Origin of the sequence: Streptomyces sp. NPDC049813, assembly GCF_044465085.1 — a bacterium.
Lineage (GTDB): Bacteria > Actinomycetota > Actinomycetes > Streptomycetales > Streptomycetaceae > Streptomyces.
Window position 1 is genome coordinate 210599 of the sequence record NZ_JBITLI010000008.1, and the last position, 16388, is coordinate 226986.

Here is a 16388-nt window from a genome sequence, read left to right on the forward strand (position 1 = left end):
TCCAGAGGACTTGATCATGTACAAGCTGTTCTTCCACCTCGTCTTCACGCGCATGGACCCCGAGAAGGCCCACTACGCGGCCTTCCGCTGGATCAGGGGCGCCGCCCGCGTCCCCGTCCTGCGCACCTTCATCGCCGCCGCCCTCGCGCCGCGCCACAAAGAGCTGCGCACGCAGGCCCTCGGTCTGCGGATGCACGGCCCCTTCGGGCTCGCCGCCGGCTTCGACAAGAACGCCGTCGCCGTGGACGGCATGGCGATGCTCGGCTTCGACCACGTCGAGATCGGCACCGTCACCGGCGAGCCGCAGCCCGGCAACCCCAAGAAGCGGCTCTTCCGGCTCGTGCAGGACCGTGCGCTCATCAACCGCATGGGCTTCAACAACGAAGGCTCGCTGGCCGTCGCCGCCCGCCTCGCCTCCCGCAACCCGGTCTTCCGGACCACGGTCGGCGTCAACATCGGCAAGACCAAGGTCGTGCCCGAGTCCGAGGCCGCCGCGGACTACGTGAAGTCGACCGAGCGGCTCGCCGCCTTCGCCGACTACCTCGTCGTCAACGTCTCCTCGCCCAACACCCCGGGCCTGCGCAACCTCCAGGCCACCGAGGCGCTGCGCCCGCTGCTCACCGCCGTGCGCGAGGCCGCCGACCGCACCGTGCGCAGCCGCCGCGTCCCGCTCCTCGTGAAGATCGCGCCCGACCTCGCCGACGAGGACATCGACGCGGTCGCCGACCTCGCCGTCGAACTCGGCCTGGACGGCGTCATCGCCACCAACACCACGATCTCCCGCGCCGGCCTCGCCACCACTGGCGGCGTCGTGCAGGAGACCGGCGGGCTGTCCGGGGCGCCCCTCAAGGAGCGCTCCCTGGAGGTGCTGCGCCGCCTCTACGCGCGCGTGGGCGACCAGGTCACCCTCGTGGGCGTCGGCGGCATCGAGACCGCCGAGGACGCCTGGCAGCGCATCCTCGCGGGCGCCACGCTCATCCAGGGCTACTCGGCCTTCATCTACGAGGGCCCGTTCTACGCCCGCGCGATCCACAAGGGCCTCGCCGCCCGCCTGAACGCCTCCCCGTACGCCACCCTGGCCGACGCGGTCGGCGCCGACGTGAAGAAGTCCACCGAGCAGCGGGCCGACGCGCCGCAGGCCGACGTGAAGAAGGCGGAATCCGCATGACCGCACCGCAGCAGCCCTTCGGCGCCCGCCTGCGCCGCGCCATGGACGAGCGCGGCCCCCTGTGCGTCGGCATCGATCCGCACGCCGCCCTGCTGTCCTCCTGGGGCCTCGGCGACGACATCGCGGGCCTGGAGACCTTCACCCGCACGACGGTCGAGGCCCTGGCCGGCACGGTCGCCGTGGTGAAGCCGCAGTCGGCGTTCTTCGAGCGGTTCGGCTCGCGCGGCGTCGCCGTCCTGGAGCGCGCCGTCGCCGATCTGCGGGCCGCGGACACCCTGGTCGTCATGGACGCCAAGCGGGGCGACATCGGCTCCACCATGGCGGCGTACGCGCAGACCTTCCTGCACCGGGACTCCCCGCTCTTCTCCGACGCGCTGACCGTCTCGCCCTACCTGGGGTACGGCTCGCTGAAGCCGGCCGTCGACCTCGCGCGCGCGTCCGGCGCGGGTCTGTTCGTCCTCGCGCTCACGTCCAACCCCGAGGGCGGCGAGGTCCAGCACGCGGTGCGCGCCGACGGCCGCACCGTGGGCGCCACGATGCTGGCGCACCTGGCCGAGGAGAACGCGGGGGAGGACCCCCTGGGCTCGTTCGGCGCGGTGGTCGGAGCGACCCTCGGGGACCTGTCGTCCTACGAGCTCTCCGTCAACGGTCCGCTCCTCGCCCCCGGCATCGGGGCACAGGGCGCCACGGCCGCCGATCTCCCGACGGTGTTCGGGGCCGCCGTGCGCAACGTCGTACCGAACGTGAGCCGCGGTGTCCTGAAGGCCGGACCGTCCGTGACGGCCCTGCGCGAGGCGGCCGTACGGTTCGCTGACGAGGTGCGTGAGGCGGTCGACGGCGCCTGAGGAGAGGTGCCCGGGGGTGGCACTCCGTGCCGACCTCGGGCCCGGCGTCCGAATCCTGACCGAATTACTGGTTGTTTTGTCCGATATGCACGGCTCGTGCGAGGCTGACCAGGACTTTTCGTTCGTTCTCGCTGACTCGGGCGGCCTTGGCCGCTAGTCTCCGTCGAGAGGTGTGGGGCGACTAGGTTCCTCACCGGTCCCTGTCCGACCAGTTTCGACATCCGAGGTGACGTAGGCGTGGCTCTTCCGCCCCTTACCCCTGAACAGCGCGCAGCCGCGCTCGAGAAGGCCGCCGCGGCTCGCCGGGAGCGGGCCGAGGTCAAGAATCGACTCAAGCACTCCGGCGCCTCCCTCCACGAGGTCATCAAGCAGGGCCAGGAGAACGACGTCATCGGCAAGATGAAGGTCTCCGCCCTCCTCGAGTCCCTGCCGGGCGTGGGCAAGGTCCGCGCCAAGCAGATCATGGAGCGTCTCGGGATCTCCGAATCCCGCCGGGTCCGCGGTCTCGGTTCCAACCAGATCGCCTCCCTGGAGCGCGAGTTCGGCAGCACCGGAGCCTGAGCGTCACGGGCCGGCCCCCGGGCTGGTCCGGGCACTCCGGAACAACTGGAATAATCGCTGCATGAGTGAACGTCCGCGGCTGACCGTGCTCTCCGGCCCCTCGGGGGTCGGCAAGAGCACGGTTGTCGCCCACATGCGCAAGGAACACCCCGAGGTCTGGCTCTCGGTGTCGGCGACGACCCGCAAGCCGCGCCCCGGCGAGCAGCACGGGGTCCACTACTTCTTCGTCACCGACGAGGAGATGGACAAGCTGATCGCCAACGGCGAGCTCCTGGAGTGGGCCGAGTTCGCGGGGAACCGCTACGGCACTCCGCGCCGCGCCGTCCTCGATCACCTCGAGGCCGGCGAGCCGGTCCTGCTCGAGATCGACCTCCAGGGCGCACGCCTGGTCCGGGAGTCGATGGCCGAGGCGCAGCTGGTCTTCCTGGCTCCGCCGAGCTGGGAGGAGCTGGTCCGCCGGCTCACCGGGCGCGGCACCGAGGCCCCCGAGGTCATCGAGCGCCGGCTCGGGGCCGCCAAGATCGAACTGGCCGCCGAGGCGGAGTTCGACACGACCCTTGTCAATACCTCCGTCGAGGACGTGGCGCGTGAGCTGCTAGCCTTGATGAAAGTTCTTTGATCTTTACCCCAGTCGGGACATCGGTCCCGGCCCCCATCGGAAGGCAGAGAGTGTCCTCTTCCATCACCGCGCCCGAGGGCATCATCAACCCGCCGATTGATGAGCTGCTCGAAGCCACCGACTCGAAGTACAGCCTGGTCATCTACGCCGCCAAGCGCGCGCGTCAGATCAACGCGTACTACTCGCAGCTCGGTGAGGGCCTCCTCGAGTACGTCGGCCCGCTGGTGGACACGCACGTCCACGAGAAGCCCCTCTCGATCGCCCTGCGCGAGATCAACGCGGGCCTGCTGACGTCCGAGGCCATCGAGGGCCCCGCGCAGTAGTCCGCAGAGCTTTTCCACAGGCCCGACAGCCCGGCTGTCGGGCCTGTGGTGTGTCATGGAGTCGTACACACACGAGCGCGGGGAGCACGGACGGTGGAGACGGTGGACAAGCCGAAGGTCGTTCTGGGGGTCAGTGGCGGGATCGCCGCCTACAAGGCCTGCGAGCTGCTGCGACGGCTGACCGAGTCCGGCCACGACGTGCGCGTCGTCCCCACGGACTCCTCGCTGCACTTCGTCGGCGCCGCGACCTGGTCGGCCCTCTCCGGCAACCCGGTCTCCACCGAGGTCTGGGACTCCGTCCACGAGGTCCCGCACGTGCGGATCGGTCAACACGCCGACCTGGTGGTCGTCGCCCCGGCCACCGCCGACCTGCTCGCCAAGGCGGCCCACGGCCTCGCCGACGACCTCCTCACCAACACCCTGCTGACGGCCCGCTGTCCGGTCGTCTTCGCGCCCGCCATGCACACCGAGATGTGGGAGCACCCGGCGACCCAGGAGAACGTCGCCACGCTGCGCCGCCGCGGCGCCCTCGTCATCGAGCCCGCGGTCGGCCGCCTGACCGGCGTCGACACCGGAAAGGGTCGCTTCCCCGACCCGGTGGAGATCTTCGAGTACGCCCGCCGTGTGCTGGCCCGCGGCGCCGGTGCGGCCGGTTCCGACCTGGCCGGGAAGCACGTCGTCGTGAGCGCGGGCGGCACCCGCGAGCCCCTCGACCCGGTCCGCTTCCTCGGCAACCGCTCCTCCGGCAAGCAGGGCTACGCGCTGGCCCGTACGGCGGTCGCCCGCGGCGCCCGGGTCACCCTGCTCTCGGCGAACGCGGCGCTGCCCGATCCGGCGGGCGTCGACGTGGTCCACGTCGGCACCGCGCTCCAGCTGCGGGAGGCGGTCCTGAAGGCGGCCGCCGACGCCGACGCGGTCGTCATGGCGGCGGCCGTCGCCGACTTCCGCCCCGCGGTCCGTGCGAGCGGCAAGATCAAGAAGAAGGACGGCGAGGAACCCGCCCCGATCGCCCTCGTCCGCAACCCCGACATCCTCGCCGAGGTCGCCGCCGACCGGCAGCGCGCGGGCCAGGTCGTCGTCGGCTTCGCCGCCGAGACCGACGACGTCCTCGCCAACGGCCGCGCCAAGCTCGCCCGCAAGGGCTGCGACCTGCTCGTCGTCAACGAGGTCGGGGAGCGCAAGACCTTCGGGGCCGAGGAGAACGAGGCCGTCATCCTCGGCGCCGACGGCTCGGAGACGCCCGTTCCGCACGGCCCGAAGGACGCACTCGCGGACCGGATCTGGGACGAAGTCGCCCGGCGTGTCTGAAAACCCGGTGATTCGGGGCGCCCAGTAGTCTTCCGGAGACCGTTCGTCATATCGCAGAATGCCGTGTCGCAGGTCACAGCGTTTCCATCTACCGAGACGCGGGGTCCGGCGGCCGAGCGTGACCGATAAACTGGTCTCGGACGCCGCCGGGCGCAGCTCCCGGCAGTCCATCAATGATCAGCCAGCAGCCGCTGCAACCACAGGGAGCGTTGTGTCCCGTCGCCTGTTCACCTCGGAGTCCGTGACCGAGGGTCACCCCGACAAGATCGCTGACCAGATCAGCGACACCATCCTCGACGCGCTGCTGCGGGAGGACCCCACCTCCCGCGTCGCCGTCGAGACGCTGATCACCACCGGCCTCGTGCACGTGGCCGGCGAGGTCACGACCAAGGCGTACGCGCCGATCGCGCAGCTCGTGCGCGACAAGATCCTCGAGATCGGCTACGACTCCTCGAAGAAGGGCTTCGACGGCGCCTCGTGCGGCGTCTCCGTCTCCATCGGGTCGCAGTCCCCGGACATCGCGCAGGGCGTCGACACCGCGTACGAGAACCGGGTCGAGGGCGACGACGACGAGCTGGACAAGCAGGGCGCCGGCGACCAGGGCCTGATGTTCGGCTACGCGTGCGACGAGACGCCGGACCTGATGCCGCTCCCGATCCACCTCGCGCACCGCCTGTCGCGCCGCCTCTCCGAGGTCCGCAAGAACGGGACGATCCCGTACCTGCGCCCCGACGGCAAGACCCAGGTCACCATCGAATACGACGGTGACAAGGCGGTCCGGCTTGACACCGTCGTGGTCTCCTCGCAGCACGCCTCGGACATCGACCTCGACTCGCTGCTCGCCCCCGACATCCGCGAGTTCGTCGTCGAGCCGGAGCTGAAGGCGCTCCTGGACGACGGCATCAAGCTGGAGACCGAGGGCTACCGGCTGCTGGTCAACCCGACCGGCCGCTTCGAGATCGGCGGCCCGATGGGCGACGCGGGCCTCACCGGCCGCAAGATCATCATCGACACGTACGGCGGCTACGCCCGGCACGGCGGCGGCGCCTTCTCCGGCAAGGACCCGTCGAAGGTCGACCGCTCCGCCGCCTACGCGATGCGCTGGGTCGCGAAGAACGTGGTGGCCGCCGGCCTCGCCGCCCGCTGCGAGGTCCAGGTCGCCTACGCGATCGGCAAGGCCGAGCCCGTCGGCCTCTTCGTCGAGACCTTCGGCACCAACACCGTCGACACGGACACCATCGAGGCCGCCATCACGGACGTCTTCGACCTGCGCCCGGCCGCGATCATCCGCGACCTCGACCTGCTGCGCCCGATCTACTCCCAGACGGCCGCCTACGGTCACTTCGGCCGCCCGCTGCCCGACTTCACGTGGGAGAAGACGGACCGCGTGGACGCGCTGCGCAAGGCCGCGGGCCTGTAGTCCCGCACCCGGCGCCCGCGGGGCCCGGCTCTCCTACCGGAGGGCCGGGCCTCCGGCGTTTTTCCCGGACGGTGCGCTGTCGGTCCCCTCTGGTAGGAATGCAGCTGTGAGCAGCGAGAACGACACGTCCGGGCGGTCCGGCGGCGAGCCGGAGCAGCTGGCGTTCATCCGGGAGAGCGTGCGCAAGGCCAAGGCGCCGAAGGCGAAGCCGCGGACCTGGCGGGGGGCCGCCCTCGCCAAGGAGCTGCCGGTGGCCCGGGTCCTCGTCGACAAGGGCGTGCTCCACCTCGACCGGTACTTCGAGTACGCCGTCCCCGAGGAGCTGGACGCCGTCGCGCAGCCCGGCGTCCGCGTGCGGGTGCGGTTCGGCGCCGGCTCGAAGAACGTGCGGGACGGGCGGCGCGAGGGCGGCGGCCTGATCGACGGGTTCCTGCTGGAGCGGGTCGCGGAGGCCGAGTACCAGGGCCCGCTGGCCGCGCTGGCCCAGGTGGTGTCGCCGGAACCGGTGCTCGACGCCGGTCTGCTGGGGCTGACGCGGGCCGTCGCCGACCGCTACGCGGGCAGCCTCGCGGACGTGCTCCAGCTCGCGGTGCCGCCCCGGCACGCCAAGGCGGAGGCGCGGGAGTACCCGGACCCGCCGCCCCCGCCGTCCGCTCCGGAGCCCGGATCGTGGCGGCGCTACGAGCGCGGGGCCGAGCTGCTGGCGGCGCTGGCCGCCGGGGGCGCGCCGCGCGCCGTGTGGACCGCGCTCCCCGGGCCCGAGTGGGCCGCCGAGATCGCCCGGGCCGTCCGGGCGACGCTCGCCTCGGGGCGGGGCGCGCTCGTGGTCGTGCCCACCGTGCGGCTCGCGGCGCGGGTCGACGCCGCGCTGCGGGAGATCCTCGGTGAGGGGCAGCACGCGCTGCTGACCGCCGACGCCGGGCAGCAGCGCCGCTACCAGGAGTGGCTGGCCGTGCGCCGGGGCGCCGTGCGGGCCGTGGTGGGGACCCGGGCCGCCATGTTCGCCCCCGTACGGGATCTGGGCCTCGTCGTGGTGTGGGACGACGGGGACGGGCACCACAGCGACGAGCGCGCGCCCTTCCCGCACGTGCGCGAGGTCCTGGAGCTGCGGGCCACGCGGGAGGCGTGTGCCTTCCTGCTGGGCGGCTGGAGCTGCACCGTCGAGGCGGCTCAGTTGGTGCGCAGCGGCTGGGCGGCGGCGGTCGCCGCGCCCCGGGACGAGGTGCGCCGCGCCGCTGCGCTGGTGCGGACCGTGGGGGACCTGGACGAGGCGAGGGACGAGGCGGCCCGGGCCGCCCGGCTGCCCAGCATCGCCTGGGACGTGGCCCGGGCCGCCCTGCGCACGGGCCCGGTCCTGGTCCAGGTGCCACGGCGCGGGTACGTGCCGCGGCTCGCCTGCCAGCGGTGCCGGGAGCCCGCCCGGTGCCGGCACTGCGCGGGCCCGCTGGAGGCCCGGGCGGCCACCGGCGTGCTGGCCTGCGGCTGGTGCGGCCGCGAGGAGGCGCACTGGCAGTGCGCCACGTGCGGGGGCACCCGGCTGCGGGCCCAGGTGGTCGGGGCGCGGCGCACCGCCGAGGAGCTGGGCCGGGCCTTCTCCACGGTGCCGGTGCGCACGTCGGGGCGCGAGCAGGTGCTCGACACGGTCTCGGGCGAGCCCGCACTCGTGGTGAGCACGCCCGGCGCCGAGCCGGTCGCCGAGGGCGGGTACGCGGCCGCGCTGCTGCTCGACGGGTGGGCCATGCTCGGCCGGCCCGATCTGCGGGCCGGGGAGGACGCGCTGCGCCGCTGGATCGCCGCGGCGGCCCTGGTCCGGCCCCAGGAGGCGGGCGGCACCGTCGTCATCATGGCGGAGCCGACGCTGCGTCCGGTGCAGGCCCTGGTGCGCTGGGACCCGGCCGGGCACGCCGTGCGGGAGCTCGCGGACCGGTCCGAGCTGGGCTTCCCGCCGGTCTCCCGGATGGCCTCGGTGAGCGGGGCCCCGGCCGCGCTCACCGACTTCCTCGCCGCGGTCGAACTGCCCGCGGACGCCGAGGTGCTGGGTCCGGTGCCGCTGCCCGACGCGGGGCCGGGCGGTGCGCGGCGCCCCGGGGCGCCCCCGGCCACCGCGCCCGGCGAGCGCGTCCTGGTCCGGGTGCCACCCGGCAGCGGGGCCGCGCTCGCCCGCGCCCTGAAGCAGGCGCAGGCCGCGCGGATGGCCCGCGGTGGGGTCGACCCGGTGCGCGTACGGGTGGACCCCCTCGACATCGGCTGACCGGACGTCAGCCGGGGGGTGACGCGGGGGCGTCAGCGGGGGGTGACGCGGTGGGGGCGGCCGGGGCGCGGTGGGTGCGGCCGGGGCGCGGAGGCGTGACCGAGGGGCAGCGGTGTCGGCCGGGGGAGAAGTGGTTGACGCAGCACTGCCTCCCCGCACGCGGTGCGGGGAGGCAGTCCGGGAGCTCCGCTCAACCGTTGCGCGGGCCCGGGAAGGCGCCCGGGCGGGCCTCGTCGCGCAGGCCGGGGCTCCCCGCGGTGGGCTGGCTCGGCATGGCGCGGGCGGCGGGCACCGACGGGAGCGGGCCCGCGCCGAGCGGAAGGGCGGGACGGGCCGCCGCGGGCGTGTCGGTGGCCCGCTCGGCGTCGGCGGCCGCCTGCGTGACGGCCCTGCGGGCCCCGTAACGGCGGTGCACCGCCTGCTTGGTGACTCCCAGGGCGGAGCCCACCGCGTCCCACGAGAAACCCAGCGAGCGGTCGAAGTCCACGGCGGCGGTCACCAGCGTCTCGACGCTGTCCCGCAGCTCCTGGGCGAGACGGACGGTCGGGGCGGGGGCCCTGCCGTAGACGACGAACCCCGCGGAGGGGCCGGAGCGGCGCGGGCGGTAGACGTTGCCGAGCTGTGCGGTGAGGGTGCGCAGGGCGTCCACCTGCCGGCGGACCCGCTCGATGTCCCGCACCAGCAGGTGCAGGCTGGCCCGTGCCTGGGCGTCGTGGGTGGCGTGGTCGGCCATAGACAAGCCTCTCGAACCGGCGATGTGAAGGAGGGGGCCGCGCTCGCCGCAACGACGACTTCCGCTGCCGACCGAGTGGTCACGGCCCCTGGACTGGTCAACTCTTTCTTGACCAACGCGCCATCAGGTGTGGGGTCACGCTGTTCCGGCGCATCCGCATATGCACAGGGCGCACGTTCAGGCGTGCGCCCCATGTGTGCCCGGGACCGGGCCGCCATAGACTGGTGCGCTGCCCATGACCCTGACCCGAGAGGCCGTCAGTCCCTGATGAAGCTCGTCTTCGCCGGCACCCCCGAGGTCGCCGTCCCCGCTCTGGACGCCCTGATCGCCTCCGACCGGCACGAGGTCGCCGCGGTCGTCACCCGGCCGGACGCCCCCGCGGGGCGCGGCCGCCGCCTCGTCGCCAGCCCGGTCGCCGAGCGCGCCGAGGAGGCCGGGATCGAGGTGCTCAAGCCGGGCAGGCCGCGCGAGGAGGAGTTCCTCGCCCGGCTGCGCGAGATCGGCCCGGACTGCTGCCCGGTCGTCGCCTACGGGGCCCTGCTGCCGAAGGTCGCCCTCGGCGTGCCGGCCCGCGGCTGGGTCAACCTGCACTTCTCGCTGCTGCCCGCCTGGCGCGGGGCCGCGCCCGTGCAGCACGCGGTCATGGCGGGCGACGAGATCACCGGCGCCTCCACCTTCCTCATCGAGGAGGGCCTGGACTCCGGGCCCGTCTACGGCACCGTCACCGAACCGGTCCGCCCCACCGACACCAGCGGCGACCTGCTGACCCGCCTGGCCTTCGCCGGGTCCGGGCTGCTGGTCGCGACGATGGACGGCATCGAGGACGGCTCCCTGCGGGCCGAGCCGCAGCCCGCCGACGGCGTCTCGCTCGCCCCGAAGATCACCGTCGACGACGCCCGGATCGACTGGGCCGCGCCCGCGCTCCGCGTCGACCGGGTGGTGCGCGGCTGCACCCCGGCCCCCGGCGCGTGGACGGGGTTCCGCGGCGAGCGGCTGAAGGTGCGCACGGCCGTGCTCGCCCCGGACCGTACCGACCTGGCCCCGGGCGAGCTGGGCGTGGGCAAGAAGAACCTGTACGTCGGCACCGGGTCGCACGCCGTCGAGCTGCTGTGGGTGCAGGCCCAGGGCAAGAAGCCGATGGCCGCCGCCGACTGGGCGCGCGGCGTGCGGATCGCCTCGGGAGAGCAGCTCGGCTGAGCCGGCCGCCCCCCCCCCCGCGGGGGCCCGGCGGCCGGCCGGCGCCCGCGACGTAGGCTGGGAGGGTTCATCCCGGCGGACCCCCTCGGCGTACCGCCCGTACGACCCACCAGCGGAGCACCTTTGAGCGACCAGCCGACCTCGTCCGACCGCCGTCCCCACCCGTCCGGCAAGACCGGCCGGGGCTCGGGGGCCGGGACGCCAGGCACTCCCGGCAAGGCCGGGAACGGCGGCAAGTCCGGGAAGCCGGCCAGGACCGGCAAGCCGCACCGCCGTCCGCAGAAGGACCCGGTGCGCATCCTCGCCTTCGAGGCGCTGCGCGCCGTCGACGAGCGGGACGCCTACGCCAACCTCGTGCTGCCCCCGCTGCTGCGCAAGGCGCGCGAGAAGGAGGGGCCCGAGAAGTTCGACAACCGGGACGCCGCGCTCGCCACCGAGCTGGTGTACGGGACGCTGCGCCGCCAGGGCACGTACGACGCGATCGTGGCGGCCTGCATCGACCGGCCGCTGCGCGAGGTCGACCCGCCGGTGCTCGACGTGCTGAACCTGGGCGTGCACCAGCTGCTCGGCACCCGCATCCCCACGCACGCCGCGGTGTCCGCCTCCGTCGAGCTGGCCCGCGTGGTGCTCGGCGACGGCCGGGCCAAGTTCGTCAACGCCGTGTTGCGCAAGGTCTCCCGGGACGATCTCGACACCTGGCTCGAACGGGTCGCACCGCCCTACGACGAGGACGCCGAGGAGCACCTCGCCGTGGTGCATTCGCATCCGCGATGGGTCGTCTCCGCGCTCTGGGACTCCCTGGGCGGCGGTCGCGCGGGGATCGAGGACCTGCTGGAGGCGGACAACGAGCGGCCCGAGGTGACGCTCGTGGCCCGGCCGGGGCGGACCACGGCCGAGGCCGTCCTCGCCGAGGTCGGCGAGGAGTCCGGGCTGCCGGGGCGCTGGTCGCCGTACGCGGTGCGGCTGGCCGAGGGCGGGGAGCCGGGGGCGCTCGACGTCGTGCGCTCCGGCCGGGCCGGGGTGCAGGACGAGGGCAGCCAGCTGGTCGCCCTTGCGCTCGCGAACGCGCCGCTGGAGGGCCCGGACGAGAAGTGGCTCGACGGCTGCGCGGGCCCCGGCGGCAAGGCAGCCATGCTGGCCGGGCTCGCCGCGGAGCGCGGGGCGACCCTGCTCGCCGCCGAGAAGCAGCCGCACCGCGCCGGGCTGGTCGCGAAGGCGCTCGACGGGAACCCGGGGCCGTACCAGGTGATCGCCGCCGACGGCACCCAGCCGCCGTGGCGGCCCGGCACCTTCGACCGGGTCCTGGTGGACGTGCCCTGCACCGGGCTCGGCGCGCTGCGCCGCCGCCCCGAGGCGCGCTGGCGGCGCCGCCCGCAGGACCTGGAAGGGTTCGCCCCGCTCCAGCGGTCGCTGCTGCGGACGGCCCTGGAGTCGGTGCGCGTCGGCGGCGTCGTCGGCTACGCGACGTGCTCGCCGCACCTCGCCGAGACACGGTCCGTCGTCGACGACGTGCTGAAGGCCTCCGGCGGGGCCGAACTCCTCGACGCGCGGCCGCTGATGGCGGACGTGCCCGCCGTCGGGGACGGCCCGGACGTACAGCTGTGGCCGCATCTGCACGGCACCGACGCGATGTACCTGGCGCTGATCCGGCGCACCGCCTGACCGCTCCGGCGGTCAAGGCAGGGCACGGCGGGGCACGGCAGGGCACGGCGGGGCACGGCAGGGCACGGCTCGGCATCGGTTGCGCGGACAGGTACGGACCGGGGCGGGTGCGGGGCGCCGGGCATGGCAGGGTGGGGGCATGGCTCAGATCAACCCCAGCATCCTGTCCGCGGACTTCGCCCGCCTCGCCGACGAGGCCAAGGCCGTCGAGGGCGCCGACTGGCTCCATGTCGACGTCATGGACAACCACTTCGTCCCCAACCTCACGCTGGGGGTGCCGATCGTAGAGTCCCTGGCACGGGCGACGGAGACCCCGCTGGACTGCCACCTGATGATCGAGGACCCCGATCGGTGGGCACCGCAGTACGTCGAAGCGGGGGCCGGGTCCGTCACCTTCCACGCCGAGGCCGCCGCCGCCCCGGTCCGCCTCGCCCGGGAGATCCGGGCCAAGGGCGCCCGCGCCTCCATGGCGCTGAAGCCGGCGACGCCCATCGAGCCGTACGAGGACCTGCTCCCCGAGCTGGACATGCTGCTGATCATGACGGTGGAGCCCGGCTTCGGCGGCCAGGCCTTCCTCGACATCATGCTGCCGAAGATCCGCAGGACCCGGCAGCTCATCGCCGAGCACGGCCTCGAACTGTGGCTCCAGGTCGACGGGGGCGTCTCCGCGTCGACGATCGAGCGGTGCGCCGAGGCCGGGGCGGACGTCTTCGTCGCCGGATCGGCCGTGTACGGGGCGGACGACCCCGCCGAGGCGGTACGTGCACTGCGCACCCGGGCGCAGGGCGCGACGGCATCCGCGGCGTGGGCATGCGACCACTGAGCCACGGATACGTGAACGCCGTCCATCAGGGCTGATCAAGCCCGCGGGATCTGCAAGGATGAACGACGTATCCCGGTTGTGAACGCAGTGAGTCGTGCAGAAGAGCAGTGAGGAGATCGCCGTGTCCGCATCATCGGCAGGTCGGTCAGCCCTGCGGATGGGACCCGCGGAGCTGGTGCAGGCGGCGGCCATGGCCCGTCGCTTCTACCTGGAGGGCAAGTCCAAGATCCAGATCGCCGAGGAGTTCGGCGTCAGCCGCTTCAAGGTGGCCCGGGTCCTGGAGACCGCCCTGGAGCGAGATCTCGTCCGTATCGAGATCCGGGTCCCGGCCGAGCTGGACGCCGAGCGCTCGGACGCGCTGCGCGCCCGGTACGGCCTGCGGCACGCCGTGGTCGTCGAGTCGCCCGCCGAGGCGGAGGAGTCCCCCGACCCCGAGAACCTCGGCGAGGTCGCCGCGGACCTGCTCGGCGAACTGGTGACCGAGGGCGACGTCCTCGGCCTCGCCTGGGGCCGCTCCACCATCCACATGGCCGCCGCCCTCGACCGGCTCCCGCCGTGCACCGTCGTGCAGCTCACGGGGGTGTACGACGCCGGGACCGCCGAGCGCGGCTCGGTGGAGGCGGTGCGGCGCGCCGCCCAGGTCTCGGGCGGGGACGCGCACCCCATCTACGCGCCCATGCTGCTGCCGGACGCCGCCACCGCGTCGGCGCTGCGCAACCAGACCGGGATCGCCCGCGCCTTCGAGTACTTCGACAAGGTCACCGTGGCCTGCGTGTCGATCGGCTCCTGGGAGCCCGGCATCTCGACCGTGCACGACATGCTCAGCGACGAGGAGCGCGCGCACTACGCGTCCCTCGGGGTCGCGGCCGAGATGTCCGCCCACCTCTTCGACGCGCAGGGCCGCCGGGTCGGCCGGGACCTGGGGGAGCGGTGCATCACGGTCGAGGCCGACCGGCTGCGGCGGATACCTGAGGTCGTGGCCATCGCGGGCGGCCAGCGCAAGGCCGCCGCCATCGACGCCGTGCTCCGGTCCGGGCTTGTGACCAGCCTGGTCACCGACACCGCGGCGGCCGACTTCCTGCTCGCGGCGGGCACCGCCCCCAGGTCCGCCCTGCAGCGGGCCGATCCGGATGAGTGAGCCGCGGGCGCCGCAGGGACAGGCGGCGGCCGTGCGCTTCCTCGATCTGGACGGCGTCGCGGACAAGGCCGCCTTCATGGAGCGCTGCGCCACCGTCCTGGGGCTGCCCGACTGGTTCGGCCGGAACTGGGACGCGCTGGCGGACGCGCTCGCCGACCCCGGCCAGTGGCCGGACTCCGGCCGGGGCCTGGTGCTCGTCGTGACCGGCTGGCAGGCGTTCGAGACCCGCGGACCGGGTCAGTGGGCGACGGCCCGCGACGTGCTCACCGAGGCGGTCCGGCGGCGCCGCGGGAGCGAGGCGCCCCTCACGGTGGCGCTCGGGCTGGTCTGAGCCGCACCCGCCCCACCCGGCTTGGATGATCATCCGAGCCGGCCCCACGACCTTGGGACGTTCGGCCCGGAGACGGGGCCGAGGGGGCCGTGGGAAAATGAAGTACGTGCTTTGTGCCCCGGAGGGCTCCTCCCGGGGGCCCCTTCTACCGACTGGGATGTCCGCACGTGCGTTTCCTCAATGACATCAAGCCCGCGTACGACCTGACGTACGACGACGTCTTCATGGTGCCGAGCCGGAGCGCCGTCGGCTCCCGGCAGGCCGTCGACCTCTCGTCGCCGGACGGCACGGGCACCACCATCCCGCTGGTCGTCGCCAACATGACCGCGATCGCCGGGCGCCGGATGGCCGAGACGCTCGCCCGCCGCGGCGGCCTCGTCGTCATCCCCCAGGACATCCCGATCGAGGTCGTCACCGAGGTCATCTCCTGGGTCAAGACCCGCCACCTGGTGCTCGACACCCCCATCGTCCTCGCGCCGACCCAGACCGTCGCCGACGCCCTCGCGCTGCTGCCCAAGCGCGCGCACAACGCGGGCGTCGTCGTCGACGACGAGCTGCGCCCCGTCGGTGTCGTCACCGACCAGGACCTGACCGGCGTGGACCGCTTCACCCAGCTCTCCGAGGTCATGTCCAGGGACCTGCTGCTGCTCGACGCGGACATCGACCCGCGCGACGCCTTCAACAAGCTGGACGGCGCCAACCGCCGCTACGCGCCCGCGGTCGGCAAGGACGGCAAGCTCGCCGGCATCCTGACCCGCACCGGCGCCCTGCGCGCCACCCTCTACACCCCGGCCACCGACGCCGAGGGCAAGCTGCGCATCGCCGCCGCGGTCGGCATCAACGGCGACGTGGCGGGCAAGGCCAAGCAGCTGCTCGACGCGGGCGTCGACACCCTCGTCATCGACACGGCCCACGGCCACCAGGAGTCGATGATCAGCGCCATCAGGACGGTGCGCGCGCTCGACCCGCGGGTCCCGATCGTGGCGGGGAACATCGTCGCCGCCGAGGGCGTGAAGGACCTGATCGAGGCCGGCGCCGACATCATCAAGGTCGGTGTCGGACCCGGCGCCATGTGCACCACGCGCATGATGACCGGCGTCGGCCGCCCGCAGTTCTCCGCCGTCATGGAGTGCGCCGCCGAGGCCGCGAAGTACGGCAAGCACGTCTGGGCCGACGGCGGGGTCCGCCACCCGCGCGACGTCGCCATGGCGCTCGCCGCCGGCGCGTCGAACGTGATGATCGGCTCCTGGTTCGCCGGCACCTACGAGTCCCCGGGCGACCTCCAGCACGACGCCAAGGGCCGCGCCTACAAGGAGTCCTTCGGCATGGCCTCCGCGCGGGCCGTGAAGAACCGGACGTCCGAGGAGTCCGCCTACGACCGCGCCCGCAAGGCGCTCTTCGAGGAGGGCATCTCCACCTCCCGGATGTTCCTCGACCCGGAGCGGCCGGGCGTCGAGGACCTGATCGACTCGATCATCGCGGGGGTCCGCTCGTCCTGCACGTACGCCGGTGCCAACTCGCTCGCCGAGTTCGCCGACAAGGCCGTCGTCGGCGTCCAGTCCGCCGCGGGCTACGCCGAGGGCAAGCCGCTGCACGCCAGCTGGAGCTGATCCTCAGGGGCGCGGGGCGGCCCGGCTCAGACGGCCGGTGCCGCCCACGCCGCCTCGATGCGCTTGCCGCCCGGCGCCGGGAGCACCGCGAGCCGCTCCGCAAGCCGCTCCACCATGTGCCAGCCGAAGCCGCCCCCGCCGCCCAGGTCCGGCGCGCGCGGCACCGGCGGGCGCGGGTCGCCGTCCTCCACCGTCACCGACAGGCCGCCCGCGTCCACCCGCAGCCGCAGCCGCCCGAGGGCGCCGGTGTGCCGGGCCGCGTTCGTCACCAGCTCCGACACGACGAGCAGGACCGCGTCGGCGTCGGCCCACGGGCAGTGCTCGGCGAGGAACCGGGCTGCCGCGCTCCTGGCCTGTGTCCCCGTCACGGGGCCGTCCACCACGATCTCCATAGCTGAC

Annotated in this window: 16 protein-coding genes; 14 read left to right on the forward strand and 2 right to left on the reverse strand. The window is 73.8% G+C overall.

The window, feature by feature from the left end:
• Positions 1 to 16: 16 nt before the first annotated feature.
• From ACIBW6_RS18935 to ACIBW6_RS18970, 8 genes are all read left to right on the forward strand, one after another.
• The gene (locus tag ACIBW6_RS18935) at positions 17 to 1168 is read left to right on the forward strand and encodes a quinone-dependent dihydroorotate dehydrogenase (RefSeq protein WP_399060908.1); all 1152 of its coding nucleotides are present in this window, start codon (positions 17 to 19) and stop codon (positions 1166 to 1168) included.
• Positions 1165 to 2013: an orotidine-5'-phosphate decarboxylase gene (gene pyrF, locus ACIBW6_RS18940; protein WP_399060911.1), complete on the forward strand. Its 849-nt coding sequence runs from the start codon at positions 1165 to 1167 to the stop codon at positions 2011 to 2013. The genes ACIBW6_RS18935 and pyrF overlap by 4 nt, the downstream gene beginning before the upstream one ends.
• 237 nt (positions 2014 to 2250) lie before the next feature.
• The gene (locus ACIBW6_RS18945; protein ID WP_026246651.1) at positions 2251 to 2574 is read left to right on the forward strand and encodes an integration host factor; all 324 of its coding nucleotides are present in this window, start codon (positions 2251 to 2253) and stop codon (positions 2572 to 2574) included.
• 61 nt (positions 2575 to 2635) lie between these two features.
• Positions 2636 to 3193 carry a guanylate kinase gene (gmk, locus tag ACIBW6_RS18950; protein ID WP_399060913.1) on the forward strand — a complete coding sequence of 186 codons (558 nt, stop codon included), beginning with the start codon at positions 2636 to 2638 and terminating at the stop codon, positions 3191 to 3193.
• A gap of 50 nt (positions 3194 to 3243) precedes the next feature.
• Positions 3244 to 3516 (forward strand): DNA-directed RNA polymerase subunit omega, encoded by a 273-nt coding sequence (gene rpoZ, locus ACIBW6_RS18955; protein WP_005319902.1) that lies wholly within the window; start codon positions 3244 to 3246, stop codon positions 3514 to 3516.
• Between the two features lie 102 nt (positions 3517 to 3618).
• On the forward strand, positions 3619 to 4824 hold the full coding sequence (gene coaBC, locus ACIBW6_RS18960) for a bifunctional phosphopantothenoylcysteine decarboxylase/phosphopantothenate--cysteine ligase CoaBC (protein WP_399061075.1): 1206 nt from the start codon (positions 3619 to 3621) through the stop codon (positions 4822 to 4824).
• A 211-nt stretch (positions 4825 to 5035) separates the two neighbouring features.
• Positions 5036 to 6244, forward strand: a complete 1209-nt coding sequence (gene metK, locus ACIBW6_RS18965) for a methionine adenosyltransferase (RefSeq protein ID WP_399060915.1) — start codon at positions 5036 to 5038, stop codon at positions 6242 to 6244.
• A 106-nt stretch (positions 6245 to 6350) separates the two neighbouring features.
• Entirely contained in the window at positions 6351 to 8495 is a 2145-nt protein-coding gene (locus ACIBW6_RS18970) for a primosomal protein N' (protein WP_399060917.1), read from the forward strand.
• Between the two features lie 190 nt (positions 8496 to 8685).
• On the opposite strand, the gene ACIBW6_RS18975 is transcribed toward ACIBW6_RS18970, so the two are convergent.
• Positions 8686 to 9228, reverse strand: coding sequence for a hypothetical protein (locus ACIBW6_RS18975; protein ID WP_399060919.1), 543 nt, complete (start codon positions 9226 to 9228; stop codon positions 8686 to 8688).
• Between the two features lie 267 nt (positions 9229 to 9495).
• Here ACIBW6_RS18975 and fmt point away from each other — a divergent pair, with 267 nt between their 5' ends.
• The 6 genes from fmt to ACIBW6_RS19005 all read left to right on the forward strand — a co-directional run bounded on the left by fmt (position 9496) and on the right by ACIBW6_RS19005 (position 15989).
• Positions 9496 to 10425 (forward strand): methionyl-tRNA formyltransferase, encoded by a 930-nt coding sequence (gene fmt, locus ACIBW6_RS18980; protein WP_399060921.1) that lies wholly within the window; start codon positions 9496 to 9498, stop codon positions 10423 to 10425.
• Between the two features lie 291 nt (positions 10426 to 10716).
• On the forward strand, positions 10717 to 12087 hold the full coding sequence (locus ACIBW6_RS18985; protein ID WP_399061077.1) for an RsmB/NOP family class I SAM-dependent RNA methyltransferase: 1371 nt from the start codon (positions 10717 to 10719) through the stop codon (positions 12085 to 12087).
• 139 nt (positions 12088 to 12226) lie between these two features.
• Positions 12227 to 12910 carry a ribulose-phosphate 3-epimerase gene (gene rpe, locus ACIBW6_RS18990; RefSeq protein ID WP_399060923.1) on the forward strand — a complete coding sequence of 228 codons (684 nt, stop codon included), beginning with the start codon at positions 12227 to 12229 and terminating at the stop codon, positions 12908 to 12910.
• Between the two features lie 157 nt (positions 12911 to 13067).
• The gene (locus tag ACIBW6_RS18995; protein ID WP_399061079.1) at positions 13068 to 14048 is read left to right on the forward strand and encodes a sugar-binding transcriptional regulator; all 981 of its coding nucleotides are present in this window, start codon (positions 13068 to 13070) and stop codon (positions 14046 to 14048) included.
• Positions 14041 to 14379, forward strand: coding sequence for a barstar family protein (locus ACIBW6_RS19000; protein ID WP_399060925.1), 339 nt, complete (start codon positions 14041 to 14043; stop codon positions 14377 to 14379). The genes ACIBW6_RS18995 and ACIBW6_RS19000 overlap by 8 nt, the downstream gene beginning before the upstream one ends.
• A 167-nt stretch (positions 14380 to 14546) precedes the next feature.
• Positions 14547 to 15989: a GuaB1 family IMP dehydrogenase-related protein gene (locus ACIBW6_RS19005; RefSeq protein ID WP_399060927.1), complete on the forward strand. Its 1443-nt coding sequence runs from the start codon at positions 14547 to 14549 to the stop codon at positions 15987 to 15989.
• 26 nt (positions 15990 to 16015) lie between these two features.
• Here the strand turns inward: ACIBW6_RS19005 and ACIBW6_RS19010 are convergent, their stop codons facing one another.
• Positions 16016 to 16381 (reverse strand): ATP-binding protein, encoded by a 366-nt coding sequence (locus tag ACIBW6_RS19010; RefSeq protein WP_399060928.1) that lies wholly within the window; start codon positions 16379 to 16381, stop codon positions 16016 to 16018.
• Positions 16382 to 16388 lie beyond the last annotated feature (7 nt).